We start from the raw sequence: 24722 nt of genomic DNA, 5'->3' as shown, positions 1-24722 counted from the left end.
TTCGCTCAAAGAAAGGGAACTCGCGATGAACAGCGAATCCACACTTCTGCGCTCCCTCGACCCCCGCATCTTCGACGATCACGGAGCGGCGGTCAGTTTCGGCGAAGGCGCGACCCTCTCTCGCGCCGACTTGTTGGCCGCCGCCACCGCGGTCGCCGATCGAATCCACGGTGCACAGCGAGTGGCAGTACAAGCCGCCGCCGGCCTCGAGACAGTGGTCGCCGTCGCCGGCGCGCTGATCGCCGGTGTTGCCGTGGTCCCGATCCCACCGGACTCCGGCCCGCTCGAACGTCAGCACATCATCGCCGATTCCCAGGCCGAACTGATACTCGGAGACGGACCGTCGGATTCGAGTATCCCGTTGATTCCCATCAATATTCACGCGCGATCTGCGACGTCCTATCCCGAACCGAGCGCGGCAGCTACCGCACTGATCATGTACACCTCAGGAACCACCGGAGCGCCGAAAGGCGTCGTCCTCTCGCGAGCAGCCATCGCAGCAGATCTCGACGCACTTGCCCACGTGTGGAATTGGACTCCGGAGGACACACTCGTCCACGGACTGCCCCTCTTCCACGTCCACGGGTTGATTCTCGGCGTGTTGGGCGCCTTGCGCGTCGGTTCACCGCTGATTCATACCGTCAGACCAACTCCGGATTCGTATGCCGCAGCGGGTGGCTCGTTGTACTTCGGTGTTCCGACCGTCTGGTCACGCGTGTGCGGTGAGCCCTCGGCGGCAGCAGCATTGCGATCCGCGCGCTTGCTCGTGTCCGGAAGTGCACCACTTCCGGTTCCATTGTTCGAGCGGATGAAATCGCTGACCGGATTGGCTCCCGTCGAGCGCTACGGCATGAGTGAAACCCTCATCACCGTCAGCACGACGCACGACGGCGAACGTCGCCCGGGTTGGGTCGGGCACGCTGTTCCCGGAGTCAGGACGAGGTTGCGCGGCGAGAACGGCGAATTGTCGGCGCACGACGGAGAGCAGCTTGGGCAACTGGAAGTTGCGGGAGCCGTGCTCTTCGACGAGTACCTCGGGAACCCCTCGAAGACAGCGGAATCCATAACCGACGACGGCTGGTTCCGCACCGGCGACATCGCGGTGATCGACGACAGCGGATTCCACCGCATCGTAGGTCGCGAGTCGGTCGACATGATCAAGTCCGGTGGATACCGCATCGGTGCAGGCGAGGTGGAACAGGCACTTCTGGCATACCCCGGCGTTCGCGAGGCCGCCGTCGTCGGTGTGCCGGACGACGACCTCGGCCAACGCATAGTCGCATTCATCGTCGGAGATGTAGCCGACTGCGCGGTGGTTTCGGACTTCGTCGCCGAATCACTGTCGATCCACAAGCGCCCTCGTCAGGTTTGTCTGGTGGACAGCTTGCCCCGCAACGCTATGGGCAAAGTCCAGAAGAAGCTGCTGACGCTCTGAAGGCAAGCCTCTTCCATCGAAGCGTGCTCGGTCACTGTCGGGTCACCACGACGGCGGCGTCAGCCATCCGATCGTGGAAGCCGCGGACGTCCGGTGCGCTACTGATCGAAACGATGATCGCGATCGAAATAGCGACTGTTACAAGAGAACCGAGAATGCTCGCGACACTGCCCAACGACATCGAATTCAGCATGCCGACGAGCTCGTCACCACTACCGAGCATGGCCAACGCCGAAACAGCCGATCCGAAGTACATGGGGATCACGAATGCATTCCGTTTGAAGGACTGCGCCAAGGCCGGACGTGCACCTCCTACCGAGCGAACCCCTATTCCGAGGGCGAGTTTGCCCAGGGTTACCCCGAATGCCGACTCTCCCCATATGAAGTACACGATCGAACCGATCCCGATCAGCAGGCCGATCAGACCCGAACTTGTCCGGTAGGAATCGAAGTCGAATCCGTTTCCGAGCGTCGCGGTGGAGATCATTCCGCCGACGACCGACACAACTGCGAGAATGGCAAAATCGATGAACCGCGCGGCAACTCGTATCCCGGCGCCGGCCGGCCGAAACCCACCAGGCAGGAGTGGAACGCCGGTCGGCCCATACCCCGGGTTCGGTTGCGGCACGGCAAATTGCGGCACGGCCGGTCGCGGTGCGGACGGTTGCACAAGGTCGCCACTGGAGCGGGCCTCCGGTCCGCTCGAAATGAACGTCTCGGTCGCAGGTTCGGGTTCGGGTCCGAGTAGACCGAATTGCCCAGCAGCCCTTCGGTCCAATGCCGCATCCACAGCCGGATCACCCAGCGCTTCGAGCCACGTCACAAGATCGTCGTACGTCGACGGATTCGCAGCGATCGCCGGCCGCAACTCCGGCGAACTCGATGCGATCTCGAACAGCACCGCCGCCGGAGTCCGCGGATCCGCAGCCTCGAGAGCACGCCTCGAACGCTGAACGGGCTGTCCGAGATTCGGTACCGCAGCTGTAACCGTGGTGGCCGACGCGAACAGTTGCACCCCCGCATACAAATTCCGAACAGCCGGTGAGACTGTGAGAGCGAGAGCAACCAGAACCACCAGCACCGCCATGGCGAGATCGAATATCCATGCACTGTAATATATTTCGCCATACATGGCCGACTGCACCACGAGACGAGCGATCATCAGGACGAGCAAGCCGACACAGACTCCAAGACCAACCTCGCGTGACGGGCGAGGGTCGAGCGAAGAATACCGAAGCGACAGTGATCTGACTCCGACAACGGCAAGAATCCCGAAGAGTATCGCGAGAACAGCGAGCACCAACGCATCTCCCCATGGCACGATGCCAAATTGCGTTGCTGCCATTGCGATCTGAGAGAATCCAACACCGAAGCTCCACACCGCGATCAACAGCATGCCGTTTCGTGCCGCTGCGAGCCAGGCGTATCCGGGGTGCGTCCCGTCGCCGACGGATGCAACACCGAATGGAATGAATGTAATTGCAGCTGCGGCAATCAAGAACGTGATGCCGTAGTACGGACTAGCCGTGGCCGTGTGGAACAGCTCGACACTTGTGCCCTCGCTGATCGAGTGGAGTAATCCGGCTGCGAGGAGAGCGATGCCGAGCGCGGCGATGGTGAGGCGCCAGGACGCAAACCGTCTGGCGAGACCGACTGCCGCAACACCCACCACGACGATCGGAACGGCCGACGACACGAAGAGAACAATCAGGCTCTCGAATGTCTGCGGCCCGTCGTAATATCGGTAGCGACTGGCGGAGACCAGGATGTAGATCAGCGCGAGTAGCGCCGAGGCCACTGACGACCCCCAAGCCACAAACACAAGCGGCTTCACCAACGCCAACCATCGCGGCGCGGTTCGAGCGTCGATGCGAATTTCGGCCGCTCGCGGTTGAGCTGCGAGCAGGGCGCCGGCAAGCCCGAACCACGCTCCAGCGCCGACCCCGTTGCCGGTGAAAACACTCGAGCTCTCACTGAATCGGAACATTCCACGAATGACGTCGTAGACGACAAGACCCACGACAGTGGCAATGAGGGGTCCGTTGGCCACCAGACGCAGCACACGTATCTGCCCGACATTCCAATTCGGCCCGAGCATTCCGAGTCGCGCCACGTACGGCAGAGACAGGGACACCAGCGACAGCAGTGTCGGCAAAACCAGAAGCACCACAAGAGCACTCGAACCCACGCGGGTTATTGCGACGGTCGCACTCCACGGCAAGAAGAACGACACGAACAGTAGTACCGCGGCTGTCCCGTCGCGGGTGTAGTCACCGATCCGAATATCCTCGAACGCAGATCGCGCCGGTGAATAGCCCTGCGCCGGTGGATACACGCCGTGTGGCTGGGGCAAACCGTCTATTGATGATTCGCTGTGTTGACGCGAGTTGTCTTCGGTCATTCGCCAAGCTCCTCAGATGTGGGAAGTGCGCCGAACGGCTCAGGCACTATCGCCGATATTTGGTGGTCCCCGACGAATCGCGATCGTTGCTGACGATCTTGGCGAAGCATTGATCGTTGGCAATCCGCTTCGAATCGCACCACCCGTTGGCCGCATCCGCATCCGCAAACGTCAAGCCTGCGACGGTTATCCACCAACCCCGGAGATCGAAGGTCCGCCATTCGTCACTCCAGAGCAGACGCACCTCCGGATACATGAGACGAAGTTCGAGATGCTGTCGCAGGATCTGGGCAGCAGTCCAATGCACCTGAGCGCCATTGATATCCGCCGCATCGAGCCCGACCCGCTTGGAGGAGATCTGAGCCACCCACCTGTTCGCGAGGTCACCGATCACAAAGGGGCGATCCGCGTCGGCCTGAGCCCGGAGGGCGTCGAGACTCGCAGATTCGACGTCGCCCGTTGTCGGCTGCGCGCTACGTGTGGGTCGGATCGGCGTATTGGTGTCACTTCGCGATGCCGGCCCGGATGTCAGGCTGGTATCACTCGTCCCCTCGTCCTCGCATTCGACGAGTTGAGCACCTGACGCTCTCGAATTGGTCAGACTCGAAGACTCACCGAGAGTGTTCGGCAGCCTCCAGAAGCTACCGAGGTCGTACAGGAACTCGCGCTGGATCGAGTTCGTCGTGTTCGTCCCATCGGTTCGGGGAAGATAGATCGGCGCATCGGAGAAGTCGAACACCGCCGATGCAACGCTCTGGCCGGTGTCGGTGATCGACACACGAAGCGCGTCGGTGGAGACGATGTCTCCGCCGGGACATGATGCTTTCATTTCCATTAGAACGACGAGACCCTCTGCCTGCGTGCGGTATTCAACCGGCGTCAGGGTCGGTGCCCGTCCGCATTTCGTGACGTACTCGTTGCCTCCGTCGAATTCAGGGACAGCGGGCAGCCTGCCCGGTGCTCCTGACGGTCCGCCGGTCGGTGGGTAGTAGAGGAATTCGTCATTGGAGATCGAGGCGAGTCCGTCGTGGGCCTTCGACCAAGACCAGTGGTTGGTGTGGGAATCGAGTGACCAGCTGATGGAGCCGTCGTCGAGTTCAACGGCTAGTACCCTGCCGTCGTTAGGATGGACGAGAATTCGCTCACCGTCCGAGACCGAGTAAGAGAAGTAGTCGCCGATCTTGGTCGACCACAACTGTTCCCCGGTGTCGATTCGGTAGGCCGAGAGCGTGTCCGAGTCGTTGCCCAACACAATGTCGCCGACGATCCGGCGTAGCGAGAAGTGGTCTCCGCCGATGACCGACCACAACTCGGTGCCGTCGTTCATGTCGTAGGCACCGTGCGAGCCGATGTACGGACGAGAGTTCGATGCCGAGACAAGCCACGGTGATGCCGGTGCGTCTTCGTCAACTCTAAATCTCTCGGCACCGTCACGGTCGGACACGATGCTGGAGTATCCGTCCGACGGAAATGGCATCGCGCAGAGGACGCCGGCAAAACCTTGTCCTGGAAGTGCCTCGTAGCCACCCAGATTCGGATTCGAAAGCAGTGCGCCATCGACCGCGTTGAGCGCTGTAGATCCGATGCTCGAGTAATAGACGATGCCGTCCACGATCTCGAACGAATGCGAATCGCCGGATCCGACGCAGTCGGTTTCCGGTGGAGTTGTCGTTGTCCACGCCGCGTCGAGATCGTTAGGCGTACCGCGCGAAATCACCAGCCCGGACTGGCTACCGCCGACAGTGAAGACCGCTCCGTCGGAAACCTCGACCAAGGTGGCTGTATCGGCGTCGACACTCGAACGAATCGCCCCCGAGTCGAGCGAGAAGGAAACGACTCGAGCTGTTCCACCAGGGTTCCTGACGACACAAGGTAGGGCTGCATCGATCGCGGCGGTCGCACACGACACCGTGCCGGCGACCGGCGTTTGCCATCGAATGGATCCGCTCTCGGCGTCGACTGCTACAAGTTGGGACTGCTGGCCCTGCTGTGGACCGACCGTAGTGATCAGAGTCTGTCCCACGTCGATGAATCTCGCCGTTCCATAGCTCGCACCGAGCGAATCCGGCCACAGAAATCTTCCGCCCGGCAGAACCTCGTCAACGTCCAACGACCACCCTGGCGTCGGCTGCGTGGGGTAAGTGTTGACCAGCTGGCCTGCAACCGGTCCATCGGTGTCTCCCGACCGGAGAATCGTGACAACGGTGACGGCGCCTGCGGCGAGGGCCGCGACGGCGGTAAGGGATGCAACGGCAAGAATCCATCCTCGGCCACGAGATCGAGAGGGCGGAGGATGTCCGGCAACCGGAGCCTGCGGTGGTGAAGGCGGGGGTGGTGGGGGTGGTGGGGGTGGTGGGGGCGGGGGCGGCAACGTCATCGGCTGTGTCTCCCTCTGTCGATCATTCGTCCGCTAGGCAAAGCACTACGACAGGACTCTCTTTGCGAACCCAATCGGCGGTGCACGAAGATGTGGACGTGCCGCGGCTGACTACCCGGTGAGTGGCGCTGCTCGAGCTGCACGAGACCGGACTGACGTATGTCTCGCTGGTCCCGTCGCCCTTGTCTGCCCCGAGCCTTCGTACGACGCAGTCACCTACCGAGGCATTGGCGATGACCGACGCCGTGTCGCTTCCGCTGTACGTCGGCGCCACCGTCCGGGATGTGGTGGTCGCATACGTCGGATAAGTCGTACTCGACGATTCAGATGTGTAGTAGAGAGAAGACGCGCTGTCATAGTCGTCGAACGCGCGGGTGACTGCATTGGCAATGAGAAACATCCACACGATCGACAGCACCAGAAGCGCGGTGAAGATGTAGCCGATGACCAGGCCGGCGATTGCAAGTCCTCGCCCCTGCTCACCGGTTCGTTTGATCTGCGCCAGCGAAATGTGGCCGAGCACAATGCCGACCGGCGCCAGCACGAGCGCCCCGACCATGGCGGCAATTGCGAGGCCGTTCGTGGTCGGAGGTTGGTACAGAACGCCCTGCGGTTGGGCACTCCAGTACTGCTGCTCCCCACCAGGCGGGGGCGGTGGTGGCGGTGGCGGTGGTGGCGGAAGGGTCACCGAATAAGCCGTCGATAGCGCATTCCGTGAATCTAGCGACGCCTCGGAGAGCTGTCTGTCGTCCGTTCGGCGGACTGATGCAGAGGTGCCGAAATGTGAAGAGTTCTAACCGGCGAGCAGGCTCAGCCGCCGTAGACCTCAGGGTCCAGGGTGCCGATGTACGGCAGATCGCGGTACCGCTCGGCGTAGTCGAGGCCGTAACCGACGACGAACTCGTTGGGGATGTCGAAGCCCACGTCGCGGACGTCGACGTCGATCTTGACCGCGTCCGGCTTGCGGAGCAGGGTGACGACCTCGAGCGAAGCGGGATTGCGCGTCTTGAGGTTGCGCATCAACCACGACAACGTCAGGCCCGAGTCGATGATGTCCTCGACGATCAGCACGTGGCGACCGGCGATGTCCTTGTCGAGGTCCTTGAGGATGCGGACGACGCCCGAAGACGAGGTCGAGGATCCGTAGGAGCTGACGGCCATGAATTCCATCTGCGACGGGATCGGCAGGGCGCGGGCGAAGTCGGTCATGAAGAAGACCGCTCCCTTGAGGACGCCGATCAGCAGCAGATCCCCTTCGGGGGCGCCTGCCGGGTAACGCTTGGCGATTTCCTCAGCCAGTTCCGCCGTTCGTGCACGGATCTGTTCTTCGGAGATCAGTACCGATGCGATGTCGCCCTCGTACACGCGTCAAACCCTTCGTCGGTCTTCGAATCCGAGGATCAGCCTGCCACGTCGCCGGGCCGCCACCAACCTCGCCTCCGGTGTTCCGCCCCCGATCGCGACGCCGCCTTGCCCCCGCCAGTCGATCAACAGGGCGTCGACCGCCCGTAACTGTTTGTCCGTCAATGCTTTTGCGCCGCCCTGCAGCAGCCAGGCCCGGAGAGCGCGTCGGCGGATTGCGGTGGGCGCTTCGGCAAGTGTGTCCACTTCCACTTCCCCGTCGACGACAGCCCGTAGAAGTAGGGCCTCGGCGTACTCGTCGAGCGCCTCGCCGTCCTCACGCAACTGCGTCGCGGTTCGGGCCAACGCCTCGGCAACTCCCCCGCCGAGAATTTCTTCGAGCAGCGGCAACGCCTCGTGCCGCAGACGCACGCGAGTGAACTCGGGATTGTTGTTGTGGGGGTCCTCCCACGGCGTGATGCCCAGGTCGACGCAGGCCGCCCTGGTCACCGATCGACGGATGCCGAGTAGCGGCCGTCCCCAGGGGGCGTCGAATGCAGCCATACCCTGAATCGATCGCCCACCGGACCCGCGGGACAGTCCGAGAAGGACGGTCTCTGCTTGATCGTCGAGCGTGTGTCCGAGCAGAACCGGGAGGTCAGTCCTGGCGTCGCGCAGAGCGCTGTACCGAGCCTCACGCGCAGCGGCTTCGAGACTCCCACCTTCGGCTACGTCGACGGTCAGCACCGTCGCGGTCCGGCAACCCAGCGCCAGCGCCTGGTCTGCGGCCGAGCGCGCGACGGCATCAGAACCAGGCTGCAGCCGATGGTCCACGATCAACGCGTCGACAGAATCGGTTTCCGCCACCGCTGCTGCGGTCAACGCCAATGAATCGGCGCCCCCGGACAGGGCGACGACCACACGGCGTCGTGGCTCGAATGCGACCGTCCATGCCCGCACGGCCTGTCGCAGCGCCAGTAGGGCAGGCGTCTCAGGCAGCAGCATCTAGCCGAGAACGCGCTTTACCCACGCGTCGGGATTGTCGATCTCGTCGAGCAACGGCAAGGTCTCGGGCCCGGTCCAGATGGTGTTGAACTGCTCCATGCCGACCTTGAGAACTACCGCGTCGACGAAGGCCTTGCCGCGTACGTACTGCGCCATCTTGGCGTCCATGCCGAGAAGCATCTTGATGATCCGCTGCACGGGGTTGGACTTGCGTTGCCGACGCTTGTCGAAGGCCGCGCGGATAGTTGCCACCGACGGCACCACGGCGGGGCCGACGGCGTCCATCACGTGGTCTGCATGCCCTTCGAGGAGGGTGCCGAGTACGAGCATCCGATCCAGCGCGTCACGCTGAGGTTCCGCCTGCGAAGCACGCAGCAGGCCGATGATCCCGCCCGCCGTCGCACCGTCACTGGAGTCGGGTTCCTTCCGCGAGCGCAGCTCTGCAGCAAGGCGCCCGACAACGTCGGTCATCGACTCGTCCACCGTCGCACCAAGCGTTTCGACGGATTCCTTCATGTACTCCGCTAGCCACGGTGAGGACGAGAACTGAACCCGGTGAGTGACCTCGTGCAGGCAGACCCACAACCGGAAGTCACTCGGATTCAGCCGAAGGGACCGTTCGACGGAGACGATGTTCGGTGTGACCAGAAGCAGGGTGCCGTGCTCGCCGGTGAACGGGTCGTACTGCCCGAGGATCGCCGAAGACAGGTACGCCAGCATGGCGCCGGCCTGCAAGCCCGCCGGCTTTCCGACGATGAGATTGCCACTGCCGTCAGGGTCGGCGCCGGTGAGATGCGCCATCGACCGCGAGGCCGCCGTGATCCACCCGGCCCGGTCCAGCACGTCAGCGGCCGGGACCGGTAGACCGTCGGCCAAACCGGTCACTTCACGAACCGGCAGTTCTGCGCGCTTGGACGCTTCGGCGAGTTCTGCGGTTGCCGTCTCGGCCGTGTAGCGAGACATCGCGGGGCCGCCGCGCGCCAGTTTTATCCCGGCTTTGGCGGCAAGACTCCAGTCGACGGCACCACCGAGCGGAGCCGAGGCTTCATCATCTTGTGGAGTCTTTTCGGCCACTATTGGCACCCGCAATTCCTCAATGCTCCGGCAATCGCGTCCAGGGCAGGACGGCTCACTTCTGGCGGCCGGTCATTGGACATCAGTGCGAAGGTGAGCACTCGCCCGTTCTGATCGACCACGAACCCTGACAACGCGCTGGCCGTCGAGAGAGTTCCCGTCTTGGCCCGTACCCAACCCGCACCGGTTCGGTTTCCGGACGCGTAGCGGTCGGACAAACTTCCTGTTCCGCCGGCCACCGGAAGGTAGTCCAGCAGCGGACGCAGTTTCGGATCACCGTCACCGGCCGCAGCCGTCATGACGCGATCGAGTACCTGAGCGGGAATGAGATCGTCGACGGAAAGTCCGCTGGAATCGTGCAGCGAAACTCCGGTGTAGTCGAACCCGGCGGCCTGCAAGGTCTTGCCGGTCGCGTCGACGGCTCCGGTGAACGAGGCTTCGATTCCGGAGGCAATCGCGACCTCACGCCCGATGGTCTCGGCGAGCACGTTGTCGGAATGTTCCATCATCTGCAGCAGTCGGTCGCTCAGCGGCGCCGACTGCACGGTGGCGATCGGCTTGGCACCGGCAGGCGCCGCGCCGAGACTCACGTTGGCGGGATCGACACCGAGGGCCTGAGCGAGCACCTTGCCCGCGTCCAACGCGGGCGTTTCCGAACGCGGCGACTCGTCTTGAGTGCCGTCGTACCGACCACCTTCGATCATCACCGATTCGATCGGGGTGATGTAACCGGCCGCGATGTCAGCGGGGAACCACCCGGTGGCCATGTTGTCGCCCTTGAACAAGCTCGAGTCCACCACGACGCTGGTCACCGGCGTACCGGCAGCCTTGATCTGGTCGACGAGATCCGCGATGTGCGCTGCGTTGGCGTAGTAACCGCTCTGCCCCTTCGGCGTCGCCGTCAGCGTCGGGTCACCGCCGCCGACCAGAACGACCTGCCCGGGGCTCGCTCCGGGGACCACCGTCGTGGCCAGCCGGTGGTCGAGCGGCAGCTTCAGCAGTGCCGCCGATGCGGTCAGCACCTTCGTCGTGGACGCAGGTGTCATCGGCGTCGACGGGTCTGCGCTCCACAGAATGTTTCCGGTGAGCGCATCAGCGACAACTCCGGTGAACTTCCCCAGATCCGGGTTGGCCACGGCCGGGCCGATCGCCGCTGCGATTCCCGACGCGCTCGGGATCGGTGCGTCCGTCGGGACGGGCACCACCTGAGGTGACGGCGTCACGAGCGCAGGCTGCGGCGACGTAGTCACGGTCGCGCTGCCCGCGGTGTCGTTCGACGTACCGAGTTTCACGACGACAACTCCGGCGACGGCCAGTACAACCACTGCACCGACCGCCAGAAGGATGCGGAAGTTACGCCGTCGACTCTCTTCCAACGAGCCGATCTTCTTCTTTCCTTGGCCCGCCAACGCCCCTCCGTCTGTGCTCTGCCTACTGGGTGGTCAGGCAACCTTATCCTTGACCCGATATCCTTCCGACGAATCATTACCGACACGACAGCGAGGAATCGGCGTGGAGTTCGACGTCACCATCGAGATCCCCAAGGGTCAGCGCAACAAGTACGAGGTCGACCACGTAACCGGTCGCGTCAAACTCGATCGCTACCTCTACACAGCTTTCGGCTACCCGGCCGACTACGGCTTCATCGAAAACACCCTGGGTGAGGACGGCGATCCGCTCGACGCCATGGTCCTGCTCCCCGAGTCGGTCTTCCCCGGCGTCATCGTCGAGGCTCGCGCAGTCGCGATGTTCAAGATGGTCGACGAGGCCGGCGGAGACGACAAGGTCCTCTGCGTTCCGGCCGGTGACCCCCGCTGGGATCACATCCAGGATCTGGGTGACATCTCACAGTTCGAACTCGATGCGATCAAGCACTTCTTCGTCCACTACAAGGACCTCGAGCCGAACAAGCACGTCGAGGCAGCCAACTGGGTCGGCCGCGCCGAGGCAGAGGCCGAGATCGAGGCTTCGATCAAGCGTCTCGCTGCCAACGGCGGTCACTGAGCTCAAATTCTCAGGCCTAACGAAAATCCCCGCACATCGGAAGATGTGCGGGGATTTTTGTGCTGTTTTTACTCGCCCTCGCAGTTCCTACTCACCCTTGCAGTTTCTACTCACCCTTGCAGTTTCTACTCACCCTGGAAGACCGGCGGTCGCTTCTGGAAGACGGCGGTGATGGCCTCGGTCAGATCCTGCGAAGGCAGGAACGCCGCGTTCCAGGCTGCGACGTAGCGAAGGCTGTCGTTCACGCTCGCGCTGCGGGTGTGATCGAGCACGTCCTTGATCCCGTGGACCACGAGCGGCGGATTGAGCGCAATCTCCTTGGCGGTCGCGCGCGCCGCTGCCAGTACCGCGTCGGCATCTTCGAAAACGTCGTTGACGAGGCCGATCTTCTCGGCGCGCGCTGCGTCGATGTCCTTGCCGGTCAGAGCCAATTCACGCAGGTGTCCGTCGCCGATGATCGCGGGCAGACGCGCGAGGCTGCCCATGTCTGCGACGATCGCGACCTTGACCTCGCGGATGCTGAACTTGGCATCGGCACTTGCGTAGCGGATGTCCGCCGCCGTGATGAGGTCGACGCCGCCGCCGATGCACCAGCCCTGAACAGCTGCGACGACGGGCTTGCGGCAGTCTGCGACGGCATTGATCCCCGACTGCATGCGCTTGATCATGTCGTGGAACTTGGTGCGCGGTCCTGCCTGAGCCTTGTCCGCCAGGACAGCGCCGAATTCACCGCTCATCGCCGGCAGGTCCAGCCCGAACGAGAAGTGCTTGCCGGAACCGGCGATGACGATTGCACGCACCTCGGGATCGGCGTCGAGGTCGGCGAAGATTTCGGGGAGTTCACTCCAGAAATCCGGCCCCATCGCGTTGCCCTTGCTCGGCCCGATCAGCGTCACCTGGGCGATGTTGTCTTCGCGCTCGACGGTGAACGCATTCCAGCTCTTCTGTTCAGTCATTACTCAAGAGTAACTAAAGGTCCGGCTCAGCCGAAGACCGCTGCCTTCATCCGAAAATTCCTGCCTCGTCAAGTACCAGTACGACGAGGGTGACGGCCATCAGGGCGAACATGATCAGCATCGCCATCCTGGCCGCCCGCTCACTGGTCGGTGGGAAAACGCGCTGCGCCGGATGCTCGGCCACGTACTCGGACAAGGACATGGTCCTGGCACGTGAGCGTGTCGGATTCTGTACCGCTGCTGTTGTAGCCATGTCGGTGATCCTTTCAACTACGCAATCTCAGTCAGGTACCCCAAAGGTGAAGTACCCGACTGAGTTCGACTTCTCCAATGTAGACCCGCAGACCGAAGAAGTCAGCGTGAGTTTCGTGCGAATTACCTGAGAGTTAGTCCACACAGGGAATGCCGCCATTCGCGTCCGCTCGGATAGGTGATCCCTGCGCTCCCGTGTCGGGAACTGTGCCGGCGGATACCGAGGAGTCCGACTGCGCCGGAGCGGCCGAGAACACGGTCTGCGCATTGTCCTCACCGATCAGTACAGACACTGATTCGGCCGCTGCCTGCTCGTCCGGCACTGCGGCCACGCCCAACTGCTCGGCCAGCGCCTCTGCGACGGCTTTGGCGCCGACTCCATAGCTGACCACCGACTTTGCCGTCGCAGCTGCGGTGCTCACCTCTCCGACTTCGACTCCCGACGCTTTCATCGCCGCTGCCAACGCGGCGCCCAACCCGTCCGTCGCGGTTCCGTTGCGGATGTCCACAACTTCGTTCCCGGTCGAGATCGCGGTGTCCATCGCAGGTGCAGATGCCGAGTCACCTCCCGCGAAGATCCGCGACACTTCGCTACGCAGACGCGCCGGATCGACCATGTTGACGTCCTGGCCGTCGACGGTCTCGTATCCCTCGATGGGCAGGGTGTAGAAGTCGATGTTCCCACCCGCGAGAGCGCTTGCCTGAGAAGCGAATCGGACGGGATCCATGGCGGAATCGATCACCACGTCCTTCTTCACCACGTCGGCCAGTGCCGTCATCTTCGGAATGTTTCCGATGACGCCGGAGCCCTTCAAGTTGGCGATCACCGCGCTGATGAAAGCCTGCTGCCGGTGGGTGCGATCCAAGTCCCCGTTGTCCAGGCCGTGGCGTTGACGGACAAACGAAAGTACCTGTGACGCATCGAGAGTCTGAACCCCCGCCGGGAAGTTGGCGCCCGAGAAGTCATCCTGCACCGGATTGTTGAGGCACACCTGAACAGGGCCGATAGCCGAGACGACGTCATAGAAGCCCATCAGGTTCACTTCGGCAAAGTGATCGATCGGAACCTTGAGCAGATTCTGCACGGTGGTCAGTGTCGACCGCCGACCGACTTCACGCGCTTGCTGTTCTCGTGCAGCAGGATCCGTCACACCGTCCGCTACGAGTTTGGCGTCCGCATCAGCCTTCGCCATTCCGTAGGCTTCCTTGATCTTGGCCATTCCATAGCCGGGTACCGCGACGTAATCGTCGCGTGGAATTGCCACCGCACTGGCCTTGCCACCATCGCCCGGAACATGGAGCAGGATAAGCGTGTTCGTGTTGTACCCACCCACATCGCTATCCCCTGCGTGCAACTTGTCGGTGACGAACTCTGCCGGCAGATCGCTGCCGTCCATCGCCTTGCGACTGTCGAGACCGATCAACAAAATGTTGGTATCCCCGTCGAGTGAACTGCCGGCGTCGTCGCCGAGGGCGGAGAGCGCATCCGACCGGTACAGCCCCGACGTCAGATCCGACTGCACGTACCACCCGATTCCGACGCCCACCAGAATCGTCGTCGACAGGGATGCCGCCGCCAGCTTGCGCCCTACCGAGAGCGTCGACCGCTGCGGTTGACGCCTACGCCTGTGCCTGGTTGCCGAGTGTCGAGGTCGCGGTTCCACGGCCGACACGCTATCGACCGTTCCTGAGTAGAACCTGTCGATACCGGACACAGCTGGTCATTCGCTGAAAGAACGCTGAGAATGAAGTCCGAATTGGGCAAATCTGCTCTAGGCTCCGCCCTGTGGACCGCCGACGCTTCCTCAGTGCCCTCGCAGCAGCAACTCTGACCGGAACCGCCGCAGTGACCATGGGAACCGCTTGTTCGTCACGTTCCGTCGGGACGGCGGTCGCCGCAGCCGACGAGCCAGCAGACCCCGCCGCTGTTCCGAATCTCCCGCCTGCCTTGCTGCCGCCTCCACCGCCGTCTGCCCGGGTGCCGCTGCCCGCCGGCGGATCGTTGACCGCCCTGCCCGGCGGCGCGGATCTGTTGGCCCTGACGGTTGACGACGGAGCCAGCTCCGAAGTCGTGCGCCTCTACACACAGTTCGCAAAAGACACCGGCATCCGTTTGACGTACTTCGTCAACGGGCAATACAACTCGTGGACCGAAAACGCCGGACTTCTCAGACCTCTAGTCGAGAGCGGACAAATTCAGCTCGGCAATCACACCTACTCGCACCCGGATCTGACGTCAGTGTCGAAGCAGCAGATCGCCGACGAGCTGACGAAGAACGGCACGTTCCTGCGCAACACCTACGGCGTGGATGCGGCGCCGTACTTTCGGCCGCCGTATGGAAGGCACAACGCGACAGTCGATTCCGTGGCCGCGAGCGTCGGCTACACCGTACCCACCCTCTGGTACGGGTCGCTGTCGGATTCTTCGTTGATCACCGAGGAGTACATCCTGCAGATGGCGAACCAGTACTTCAATCCGGGGGCCATCGTGATCGGACACCTCAACTATCTGCCCGTGACCCACGTGTATCCGCAACTGGTGGACCTAATCCGGAGCCGGAACCTGCGGACCGTCACGCTCAACGATGTCTATCTGAAGCCGTGACGCCGTGGTGACCGCAGCCGACAACGAGGTCCCGGCCGACAACACGGCTCCGTCTGTGAAACAACGCACCGAGGCCTGGCTGCTCGCGGACATCACCGAGGAACCAGCCGGACATCTGGGGCCACACCGGATGGCGCCGAAGAAGGAGAAGCGCCACCCGTGGTGGAAGGTGATGTGCCTGACGGGTGTCGATTACTTCTCCACTCTCGGTTACCAACCCGGTATCGCGGCACTGGCGGCCGGCACGTTGGCTCCCATCGCGACAGTCGTATTGATCCTGCTGACGCTGTTCGGTGCGCTCCCGGTCTACCGGCGAGTGGCTCGCGAGAGTCCGCACGGCGAGGGCTCGATCGCCATGCTCGAGAAGTTGCTGCCCAAGTGGCGCGGCAAGATCTTCGTTCTCGTGCTTCTCGGCTTCGCGGCCACCGATTTCCTCATCACTATGACGCTCTCGGCTGCCGATGCCACGGCGCACCTCGTCGAGAATCCTTTTGCTCCAACCTTTCTCTCCGGACACACCGTCGCCGTCACCCTTGTTCTGCTCGCGCTCCTCGCTGCGGTATTCCTCCGCGGATTCACCGAAGCGATCGGTATCGCGGTCGGATCGGTCGCCGTCTACCTCGCCTTGAACGTGGTGGTCATCTCCGTAGGTTTGTGGCACATCGCGACCGCGCCGTCGTTGGTCACCGACTGGACGCGCGCCATGACCACCGAGCACGGAAACCCGGCGATGATGATCCTGATCGCGCTGATCGTCTTCCCGAAGTTGGCTCTCGGTCTGTCCGGCTTCGAAACCGGCGTCGCGGTCATGCCGCAGATCAAGGGCGATCCGCACGACACGGAACAGAATCCACGTGGCCGCATCAAAGGCGCACGGCGCCTGCTCACCACTGCGGCGCTGATCATGAGCGGATTCCTGCTGACGTCGAGCCTGGTCACCACCATCCTGATCCCAGAAAACGAGTTCCAACCCGGAGGCGCTGCCAACGGTCGCGCGCTTGCCTTCCTCGCGCACGACTATCTGGGTGAGATCTTCGGAACTGCCTACGATCTCAGCACGATTCTGATCCTCTGGTTTGCCGGTGCATCGGCAATGGCAGGGTTGCTCAATCTTGTTCCGAGGTATCTCCCCCGCTACGGCATGGCGCCGTCGTGGGCCCGCGCCGTGCGTCCGCTGGTCCTCGTGTTCAGCGTCATCGCCATCACTGTCACGATCTACTTCGACGCCGGTGTCGACGCTCAGAGTTCCGCGTACGCAACCGGTGTCCTCGTGCTCATCTCGTCGGCGACCGTCGCCGTTGCCCTGTCCGCTCGCAAGCACGGTCAGCGAAAACTGTTCGTAGGTTTCAGTTTTGTCGCAGTTTTGTTCGTCTACACGACGATCGCGAACATCTTCGAACGTCCAGACGGTGTGAAAGTGGCGTCGTTCTTCATCGCCGCGATCATGGTGGTGTCCTTCCTTTCCCGGATCTCGCGAGCCTTCGAACTACGGGCAACCTCCGTCGAATTCGACGAGACTGCACTGCAATTCATCGCCGAGGCAGCCGAGAAGGGTTACCTCGCGATGGTGGCGCACGACGTCGATCGTCTCGACGAGGACGAGTATCGGCAGAAGGAATCGCAGCAGCGCGCCGAAAGCAACATCCCGGAGGCGGAGTCGATCATCTTCATCGAAGTAAATGTCACGGACTCCTCCGAATTCAGCACCGATCTCCTCGTCCACGGACGACAGCGCGGTGAGCACCGGATCCTCTGGGTCGACAGCCCTGCCGTCCCCAACACCATTGCGGCGGTTCTCCTGCGGACGAGAGACATCACCGGCGTGATTCCCGACGTCTACTTCGAGTGGACCGAGGGAAACCCGATCATGTACCTGCTCCGCTTCCTGTTCATCGGTGAGGGCGAAACCGCTCCCGTGACCCGTGAGGTTCTCCGCCGAGCCGAACCCGACCAGTCCCGACGGCCACACGTCCACGTCGGTTGACGCGGCACTCCCACCGACCGCTCACGCGGGTAGAGGTGCGCCGTTGCTCGCACAGCCAGCTTTGTTTATTGCTTCGGGGCACATCCGACCTCGGCCATGAGGTTCGAGCATCCTGCGAGAACGCATCCGGTGAACATCTGCAGCCTCAGAAGTCGGCGAATATCAGTGACAAGCAGTTGGGAGCAGGACGGGCTTACCGGGGCGGGGAGTGGTTGAACGCGATTCTTCGTTCGATCTATGGTCCGGAGCAGACACTTAGTGGACAATGCGAACATGACGACCGGCGCGCCTGCTCAAACCGTGCACTTTCATCAGAAGCATTACACGGCAGTGGTTTCTGGCGCGAAAGTTTCCACCGTCCGCTGGCGCGAAGACATACACGAAGGGCCGGCAATTTTCATCTTCGACAATCACCCGACCGCCCGCCCCCTTACAGGACAGGTCACTGCTGTAGAAACGTACGATCTCGCTCATCTGTCGCCGCTAGCAGCCCGCCAGCCACCCGGCACCGACATGACGAATTTCGCAAGACAACTCCGGGTCAACTACTACCCCGAGATGCCTGAAGACGCTGTTGTTCAGGTGGTCGTCATAGCCACCGGTCACCACGGGGATTCGTCACTGCCCACGACGTAGTGCGACCGACCTCAGCCGTCGAAAACGTCTGTTGTATTTCTGTGTGCGGCGGGGTCTGCGCTGCCGGCGCCGATCCACCGACCGGAGTCAGTGTGGGTGCGGCTTTGAGGAGCCGATCAGGTCGTTGCGGCCCATTCTGGCTGGGTTGATCGGTCCAGGCGCGCTGGCACTCGTCCGGGGTCAGCGTTGTCGTGGATCCTCTGCGACAGGGCCGCCTTCGTTTTCCCACCGATCAAGTGCGCGTTTTTCCTGCTTGGCGGCGGTGTCTTTGCGCGATCCGAGTGATTTTACGGACTTGAGTAGTTCTGTGAGTCGGCCCATGACCGGACCATACTCGACTTTCCGGCGGTGCTGACCCAGGGTTGGACGTATTTCCATCAGAGATGCCGTAGGGGACTTCGACGCCGCCATCGACGGCGTCGACAACCGCGAAACCCTCCGCCCAGCCCTGCTTCCACTACCCGCACGAGAACGCACGATCCGGGTGCATGGCGGCGAATTGCCAGCGCGGGCCAACTCGGAGTGCGATTTCGGGACCGAAATGTTCGCGGCCAAACCGCGAGCACGACGGCGGCGACGCTTCGCACGACATCGCCGCGTCGTTCGGCGAGAATACTGGACCTAGGCCGGGAAAATCGGGTGCTTCAGCCGTCGAGATAGGGATAGGTTGTGGTGCGTGAGCGCACAAGTGATCATTCTGACCGGCCCACCAGGGGCAGGGAAGTCGACCCTCGCCGCGAAACTTGCCCGCGGTTACAGCAAAGGCGTTCATCTGCACACAGACGACTTCTGGCACTGCATCGTTTCGGGCGCGATACCTCCGTACGAGCCCACGTCCGATGCGCAGAACCAGACTGTCATGGATGTGATCGCCGGCGCCGCCTATACCTATGCTCGCGGCGACTTCACCACGGTGATCGACGGAATCATCGGGCCGTGGATGCTCCCCCACTTCCGAACACACGCGACACAGCACCCGAACTTGGCGGTCCACTACATCGTGCTCCGGCCGCAGCGCGACATCACGCTGAAGCGAGCCCAAGCCCGAACCGCGCCAAGCGCCTTGATCGACGAGGGGCCAATCCTCTCGATGTGGGATCAGTTCTCCGACCTCGGCGAGCTCGATGATCATGTACTGGACACGTCGGGCGACGAGGAAGAACAGAGTGCCCAACAAGTGGCAGCGGCCATTCGCGACGACCGTTTCCGACTCTTTGCACAGTAGCGGCTCAATCCGCCGGAAACCGTCTTGGTGATCGGCATCGGGGCGCCAGTGGATGTGAAACTTGGTGGTGTCGAGGTCGGCTAGTTTTCGCTCCGGAGCGCCCAGCTTGGGAGTCGGCCGAATCTCGACTGGCGTCGGGTTTTGTTGTGGCGCCTTAGTTTTTATCCAATTTGCCCACGTGTAGGTCTGTTCGGGCGTGGTCTCGTGGTGCTCGATCATGGCCTGCCAGTGCTGCGGAAAGGTCATCGCGGAGCGCAGCGAATTTCTCTTCGCGTGGACACCGCAGGTGGCCGGACCGCCGAGCAGGCGAATACAGTAGATGATCCAACTGACAACGGTTCCTGGTCTATGACTCGTCCGACAGACAGGTGCCCTGACCGAGCCCGTCCACGACCGCAGACGGCGACCCCATCGCGACGGGACGATGTGACGGAGATCGGGAATGACCGCGACATACAATCGCGGTCAGAGCGAAGCGCCAGGCCGAGATTCCGGCACCGAGGTGAGGGGGCAGGATGTTCGGTTGGAAGAAGAAGCGTCACGATTCGAAGATGACGCTCGACGATGTGATGTCAACGCTCCGGCCTGACCTGAGTCGGGAATCGCTCGGCGTCGGGCCCGACTTTCCTGGCGTCGCCCCGAACCCGCTCATGAGCAGTGATGCACGCAAGCGCAGTGCGGAACTACGTACGGGGGCGCTTGCGCTTGGCGTTCTCGTCGACTGGCGGGAGGTCAACAGCAATCCACGCGCGGTCCTGATGTTCGACGTGGAGACCTCCGACGGCATCTCGTTCCGCGGTATCGCAGACGAAGACCTCACGATCACCGAACTGACACGACTCGCCCCGGGACAGACGTTGCCCGTGCGCTACCGGCCGGCCGTCATGGACCACTACGTCGCCCTTGCCAGGGACGCGGACCCCGCCCACGTGCAGCAGCTCTCCGACGAGATCGCGAGCCGCAAGCGGACCCCTGCCAGCCATGCGACAAACGCGTGAATTCACCCTACGGTTGGACGAGGTTCCGGACGAAGGAGAGGCTTTCGGGGAGCGCTGCCCGCATCGTCTCGATATGACCGGTCGGATATGTGCGGAATGTAACTGGCTGGCGGTTGGCGGCGAGTTCGGCCGCGAGTTTCAAAGCCAGCGGTGCCGGCACCATCTCGTCCGTCAGCCCCTGCCCGAGGAACACTGGCCGGTCGTACCCGGTCGTCGGGATCTCCAGCATGCCGCGAGCAGCAGCCAGCACCGCGGGATCGTCGAGGGGCCGGTTCACCAGATCGCCGATCGTGACGTCGCCGAGGCCCGATGCCATGTCCTGGTAGCAGTCGGTTTCGGCTCGGGTCAGGGCATCCGTGCCGCGTGGTGTCAGGTAGCGATCGATGTCGAGATCGGGTCGCGCCGCCCGGAGTCCGGCCAAGAGGTACGAGACGAACACGGTGCTGCCGGTCAGTGGCAAGCGGGGAAAGTCCGGCCCCACGAGTGGTGCAAGGTTCTCCAGATTGGACGGCGCCCCGGTCGCGACCGCGCCCCGGTAGTCCAATTCGGGTGCGTACCGTGTGGCGATCGCTGCCGTGACCATAGCGGCCTGCCCGCCCTGAGACTGTCCGAGTGCCAACCACCGCGGTGAGAGCGACGGTTCGACCGCACGCGCGGCACGCACCATGTCGATCACGCTGTGCGCCGCCGACGGTCCGTCCAGGTACGCGTGGATTCCCGGCGTGCCGAGCCCCACGTAGTCGGTCGCGACGATCGCGTAGCCCTGCGAGAGCCAGTTCGTGAGGTACGGACTGCCGACGGTCCCGGTCACGGTGGGAGCGCACTGGTCGGAAATACCTACAGTGCCGTGAGCCCACGAGATGACCGGCCAGCCACCTTCGGGTGGATCGCCGGGGGGCAGGAAGAGCGCGCCCGTACTCAACGCGGGCTGGTTCAGCGGTCCTGTGGACCAGTACGTGAGCTTTGATGCGTTGGCGGCGCCGGGAATCCAGAAGGAGTGCGGCAGGGAAGTTGCCGCGGTCACTGCGCCCGGCGTCGTGATTGGCGACGGTTCCTGCGCGTGGACGGGCGTGGTCGAGACGGCCGCGGAGGCGAGCGCGATCACCATCAATGCTTGGCCGAGCCGTCGTCGGATCATCGCATCGCTCCCGTGGTTCGTCGGTGTCTGCGCCGACTTCCATTCTGCGCGAACCGGCGGCGCCGGCGTACTGGTTCGACCATCTTCGGGTGCCGCTCCTGCAGTCGAGGGGCCAGCGGACCGTGCACGACGAAGAACTTACAGCCGAGGTCAGCCGTGCATACCGAGAACTATTCGGTCTACGGCGCCGCACAAGGTGTAGCTGGAAATGCGTGGTGAGGGCAATGATGTGGCACGGTGCACGATTGATGGTTGTCTTCGGGCTCGAATGCGCACGAAGAGGCATGCCCAAGGGCTACCTCAAGCATGATCGGTCCGTCGACGTTGAGCCAGTGAGGTGGGACTTTGATGCGAGGGTGCTCGAGGCTGCGGTTGGCGAGCGCTTCGCGGCGTTCGAGGCCGGGCAGGTGGTCGTCGACGTGCCGTCGATGTCGAGCTACCTACCGATTCGTTCGACGCGCCACGGGGGGATATCCCGCCGCGGCCTGACCTTGATCGCACGAAATTTGTATCCGTCCTGGTCGATGACCGGCTCCCATTCGAAGTCGACCTGCTCTCCGACGACGAGAGCGCTGATCCCTCCGCCGATGCTGAAACTGTCGCCCGGCCGAGCGTTGATGACTTCGTCGGGGTGTAGGGCGCTGCAGAAGGTCCAACAACCGCCCGGAGTGTCCGCGGAGTCGATGACTCCCCAGCCTTCCTCACCATTCCACGTGGTGACGACACCGATCGCTGGGGTGCCGATCGGGGGCGCGATCGTATCGTCGAGGTCGGTGATGTCTAGATCGGTGACCTCGTGAACGGTGCCGTCGGGGTCGATATCCCAAGCCCTGAAACCGGGCGGTCCCGGCGGCGTGTGGTCCTCGCCGACTGGCCACGCCTGCACGGTGTGAAAGTCGTAACCGACTGCCGGCTCGTCGAGTTGATTCCACTCGAACTCGACTTCCTGACCTTCGACCAAACCCGGGAACCCGTGGACCACTACAGATGTCCATGAGGTCCAGCTACCGCCCGGAGTGTCTGCGGAGTCGATCACGCCCTGCATACCCCCCACGTCCCAACTACGTACCACTCCTCGGCTCGTCATGACCTCAGTATGTCCAAGACCACGGTGGCTAATGAGCGGAACCCGAAAGCCTGTCCAGAACGGGCGGAACTGGGGTAACGAATCTGTGGGGCACTTGATCACCTATGCAACCCGGGACCAAAATTGTTTTCCTGCAACACTTCTGAATTTCTTAACGCGGTTCTTTTCGGGAAGTTCGAGAGGGTGATCACGTTGGGTATAAGCATTTTTTCGATGCACACGGTCATCGAAAAATCCGAACGCGTGAACGACCAGGAAGGCGAATAGACATTCACCAACAAAGGCCCGAGGCAGTGGCGAGCATGTTGACCACGACCAGTGTCGACGATACGACCGACAGTGTCGCGAGCACGGCCGCAGTCACGGTGCGGAGACGAAGCGCGCAGACGACGAATGCCCCAGACCATACGGACAACGTCGCGATCACCAGCCATCCGCCACCGGCCATGTCGCGTTCCGCAGGTCCGTCACAGCTCGTGTCGATTGAATCCCACAGACCGAACAACACCAAGGCCGCCGCCACGAGCGTCCAGACCAATGCAAGGAACAACACGCCGATCTTCCGCCAGATGGTCACATCCTGAGCCTGCACGCGCAGCGACACCCGCGAATCCGTACAACTACTCAACGTCGACCGCGGAACTGGTCTCTGCGCACTTTTTCGCAGCGAGCGCCCTATTAACGACCTTGGTGTTCGTTTTGAGCTTGCTGGTGATGGCGATGGTTGCGCTGTCGACGTTCGCAGGGAAGATCCCGACGAGGTTTTCGATGATCCGTGCTTGCAGTGTGAGGTCTCGTTGCACGGCGAAAGAAGGTCCGAAGGCGCCGGTGGCGATCGCGAGAGCGAGCGCCTTGGCTGGATATAGGCCGGCCGGCGAATAGCGTCAGTCATGATCGGGTTTGTCCTTCTAGAGATTCCCGATCTGGAGCCTCGCCGGTTGTCGCTCGTGGGTTCCTGCGTTGTGTGGGTCAGCTCGTTACGCCGCGTTAAGAACCTGAAAACTCGGTGAGCAAACCTTCCTTTCCCAGGTGAAGCGGCGGACTATCGAAGTGGTCGCGCATCTGGTTACCGCGCGGCATGTCGAGCGCGCCTGAAGGCACAACGGGCCGGGAGGTCACATGCTGCTACATCAATCGATCGGGTTGGGGCGCTTCAACGAACTACCGCGGCAGAAGGCAGTTCACGCACTGTTCGAGTGCTGCTGCTCGCTGACCTGGGCCGGGTGGGTCAGCGACGGACGTCCGTTCGCCGATCACGCGGAGATCCTCTCACGCGCCGAGGACGCGATTCTCAACCTCTCGGACGTCGACGTCGAACGCGCCCTGCAATGCCATCCACCGGTCGGCGTCCGTAGGAACAGCGTGCCGTCCCACCTCGAGCAATGCTCGATCTGGGTTCCGGACGACGCCGTCATGGCAACCATCTATCGCGCCGGCGAGGAGTACGAGCGGAACTTCGGCTTCCGGTATCTGTGGTGTTCGCACGGCCACGACGCCGACGACCTGCTCGAGAACATCGGCCAGCGCATGTCCAACGAGCGGTCCGTCGAGCGCAAGGTCTGCGTCGACGAGCTCGCCAAGATCACGCGGACGAGGATCGAGCGCATGCTGGGACCCGAGGACGGTTATCCCGAGTACTGAAAAGAAAAGCGGGTGCGGCGCTTTCGCGCCGCACCCGCTTTCATGCTCTGAATCGATCAGAGATCGAACTCGGCCGGAGAGATTCCGACTGCAAAACACATGTCGCGTACGACGCCGCGCTCGTGCTCGTCGAAGTTGCCGTCCGCGCCGCCGATGATGATGCCGATCTGGATGACTGCGCGGGCCTGATCCTGCTTCGACTTGAGCTTGGCGATGGTCGCGGTTGCCTCGACCTTGCCGAACTCGTAGTCCGAGGACAGCTTGCTGCAGTACCAGTCGAACTGCTCACGAAGCTCGTCCGGCGGGAAGACCGCGAGCGACTCGTTGCTCATGATCAGCGCGGCGGTCTTCTGACGCTCCGACGGATCGATCGAACCGTCTGCGGCGGCGATCAACGCGCACATTGCCATGCTCGCGTTCTTGAATTCCTTGTTCTGGAACTGGCTGGTCTTTGTCTTGAGCTGGCCGTTCATCTCCTGAGCCTTAGCCTTCAACTGATCCCAGAATGCCATGAGTCTCCTCGAGTATTGCCGCCACACACCGCGCGTGGTCGTACCACCACT

22 protein-coding genes are annotated in these 24722 nt (G+C 62.7%); 8 read left to right on the top strand and 14 right to left on the bottom strand.

Annotation, left to right across the window (positions count from 1 at the left end):
- Positions 1-25: 25 nt before the first annotated feature.
- Complete coding sequence (locus tag RA302_RS03355; RefSeq protein ID WP_166501756.1) at positions 26-1435, top strand: acyl-CoA synthetase; 1410 nt, start codon at positions 26-28, stop codon at positions 1433-1435.
- 31 nt (positions 1436-1466) lie between these two features.
- Here RA302_RS03355 and RA302_RS03350 read toward each other — a convergent pair whose 3' ends face one another.
- The 7 genes from RA302_RS03350 to dacB all read right to left on the bottom strand — a co-directional run bounded on the left by RA302_RS03350 (position 1467) and on the right by dacB (position 11042).
- Positions 1467-3836, bottom strand: coding sequence for an RDD family protein (locus tag RA302_RS03350; protein ID WP_166501755.1), 2370 nt, complete (start codon positions 3834-3836; stop codon positions 1467-1469).
- 46 nt (positions 3837-3882) lie between these two features.
- Positions 3883-6213, bottom strand: a complete 2331-nt coding sequence (locus tag RA302_RS03345; RefSeq protein ID WP_238054122.1) for a PQQ-binding-like beta-propeller repeat protein — start codon at positions 6211-6213, stop codon at positions 3883-3885.
- A 22-nt stretch (positions 6214-6235) separates the two neighbouring features.
- On the bottom strand, positions 6236-6901 hold the full coding sequence (locus RA302_RS03340) for a DUF4190 domain-containing protein (RefSeq protein WP_166501754.1): 666 nt from the start codon (positions 6899-6901) through the stop codon (positions 6236-6238).
- Between the two features lie 122 nt (positions 6902-7023).
- Positions 7024-7578: a hypoxanthine phosphoribosyltransferase gene (gene hpt / locus RA302_RS03335; RefSeq protein WP_019746778.1), complete on the bottom strand. Its 555-nt coding sequence runs from the start codon at positions 7576-7578 to the stop codon at positions 7024-7026.
- Between the two features lie 3 nt (positions 7579-7581).
- Positions 7582-8559: a tRNA lysidine(34) synthetase TilS gene (gene tilS / locus RA302_RS03330; RefSeq protein WP_046377881.1), complete on the bottom strand. Its 978-nt coding sequence runs from the start codon at positions 8557-8559 to the stop codon at positions 7582-7584.
- Complete coding sequence (locus RA302_RS03325) at positions 8560-9633, bottom strand: zinc-dependent metalloprotease (protein ID WP_019746776.1); 1074 nt, start codon at positions 9631-9633, stop codon at positions 8560-8562.
- Positions 9633-11042, bottom strand: a complete 1410-nt coding sequence (gene dacB, locus RA302_RS03320) for a D-alanyl-D-alanine carboxypeptidase/D-alanyl-D-alanine-endopeptidase (RefSeq protein ID WP_029254401.1) — start codon at positions 11040-11042, stop codon at positions 9633-9635. Before dacB ends, RA302_RS03325 begins: the two co-directional genes overlap by 1 nt.
- A gap of 103 nt (positions 11043-11145) precedes the next feature.
- Between dacB and RA302_RS03315 the strand changes: the two genes are divergently transcribed.
- Complete coding sequence (locus tag RA302_RS03315) at positions 11146-11637, top strand: inorganic diphosphatase (RefSeq protein WP_003941181.1); 492 nt, start codon at positions 11146-11148, stop codon at positions 11635-11637.
- A 125-nt stretch (positions 11638-11762) separates the two neighbouring features.
- On the opposite strand, the gene RA302_RS03310 is transcribed toward RA302_RS03315, so the two are convergent.
- From RA302_RS03310 to RA302_RS03300, 3 genes are all read right to left on the bottom strand, one after another.
- Positions 11763-12593, bottom strand: a complete 831-nt coding sequence (locus RA302_RS03310) for a crotonase/enoyl-CoA hydratase family protein (RefSeq protein ID WP_007727023.1) — start codon at positions 12591-12593, stop codon at positions 11763-11765.
- 46 nt (positions 12594-12639) lie between these two features.
- A complete protein-coding gene (locus RA302_RS03305; RefSeq protein ID WP_124568973.1) occupies positions 12640-12846 on the bottom strand; it encodes a hypothetical protein in 207 nt (68 codons plus the stop codon).
- A 133-nt stretch (positions 12847-12979) separates the two neighbouring features.
- Positions 12980-14509, bottom strand: coding sequence for an LCP family protein (locus RA302_RS03300; protein ID WP_225320250.1), 1530 nt, complete (start codon positions 14507-14509; stop codon positions 12980-12982).
- 122 nt (positions 14510-14631) lie between these two features.
- On the opposite strand from RA302_RS03300, the gene RA302_RS03295 reads away from it, so the two are divergent.
- The 5 genes from RA302_RS03295 (at position 14632) to RA302_RS03275 (ending at position 20293) form a co-directional block, all read left to right on the top strand.
- Positions 14632-15450, top strand: coding sequence for a polysaccharide deacetylase family protein (locus tag RA302_RS03295; RefSeq protein ID WP_166501752.1), 819 nt, complete (start codon positions 14632-14634; stop codon positions 15448-15450).
- 4 nt (positions 15451-15454) lie between these two features.
- Positions 15455-17434, top strand: coding sequence for an amino acid permease (locus RA302_RS03290; RefSeq protein ID WP_238054121.1), 1980 nt, complete (start codon positions 15455-15457; stop codon positions 17432-17434).
- A gap of 273 nt (positions 17435-17707) precedes the next feature.
- A complete protein-coding gene (locus RA302_RS03285) occupies positions 17708-18070 on the top strand; it encodes a hypothetical protein (RefSeq protein ID WP_030534821.1) in 363 nt (120 codons plus the stop codon).
- A 676-nt stretch (positions 18071-18746) separates the two neighbouring features.
- Positions 18747-19295 (top strand): AAA family ATPase, encoded by a 549-nt coding sequence (locus RA302_RS03280; RefSeq protein WP_021333803.1) that lies wholly within the window; start codon positions 18747-18749, stop codon positions 19293-19295.
- A 551-nt stretch (positions 19296-19846) separates the two neighbouring features.
- Positions 19847-20293 (top strand): hypothetical protein, encoded by a 447-nt coding sequence (locus RA302_RS03275; RefSeq protein ID WP_238054120.1) that lies wholly within the window; start codon positions 19847-19849, stop codon positions 20291-20293.
- A 7-nt stretch (positions 20294-20300) separates the two neighbouring features.
- Here RA302_RS03275 and RA302_RS03270 read toward each other — a convergent pair whose 3' ends face one another.
- From RA302_RS03270 to RA302_RS03260, 3 genes are all read right to left on the bottom strand, one after another.
- Positions 20301-21431, bottom strand: coding sequence for a lipase family protein (locus RA302_RS03270; RefSeq protein ID WP_166501750.1), 1131 nt, complete (start codon positions 21429-21431; stop codon positions 20301-20303).
- 436 nt (positions 21432-21867) lie between these two features.
- Entirely contained in the window at positions 21868-22518 is a 651-nt protein-coding gene (locus tag RA302_RS03265) for a hypothetical protein (RefSeq protein ID WP_225320249.1), read from the bottom strand.
- Between the two features lie 271 nt (positions 22519-22789).
- Complete coding sequence (locus RA302_RS03260; RefSeq protein WP_020968326.1) at positions 22790-23122, bottom strand: hypothetical protein; 333 nt, start codon at positions 23120-23122, stop codon at positions 22790-22792.
- A gap of 515 nt (positions 23123-23637) precedes the next feature.
- Here RA302_RS03260 and RA302_RS03255 point away from each other — a divergent pair.
- Entirely contained in the window at positions 23638-24159 is a 522-nt protein-coding gene (locus RA302_RS03255; protein WP_092765452.1) for a 2-oxo-4-hydroxy-4-carboxy-5-ureidoimidazoline decarboxylase, read from the top strand.
- A 56-nt stretch (positions 24160-24215) separates the two neighbouring features.
- Here the strand turns inward: RA302_RS03255 and RA302_RS03250 are convergent, their stop codons facing one another.
- Complete coding sequence (locus tag RA302_RS03250) at positions 24216-24671, bottom strand: TerB family tellurite resistance protein (RefSeq protein WP_003941110.1); 456 nt, start codon at positions 24669-24671, stop codon at positions 24216-24218.
- Positions 24672-24722: the final 51 nt, after the last annotated feature.

It is taken from the genome of Rhodococcus sp. DN22, assembly GCF_036669995.1.
Taxonomy (GTDB): domain Bacteria; phylum Actinomycetota; class Actinomycetes; order Mycobacteriales; family Mycobacteriaceae; genus Rhodococcus_F; species Rhodococcus_F erythropolis.
This window is presented reverse-complemented; position numbering and strand designations above follow the sequence as displayed.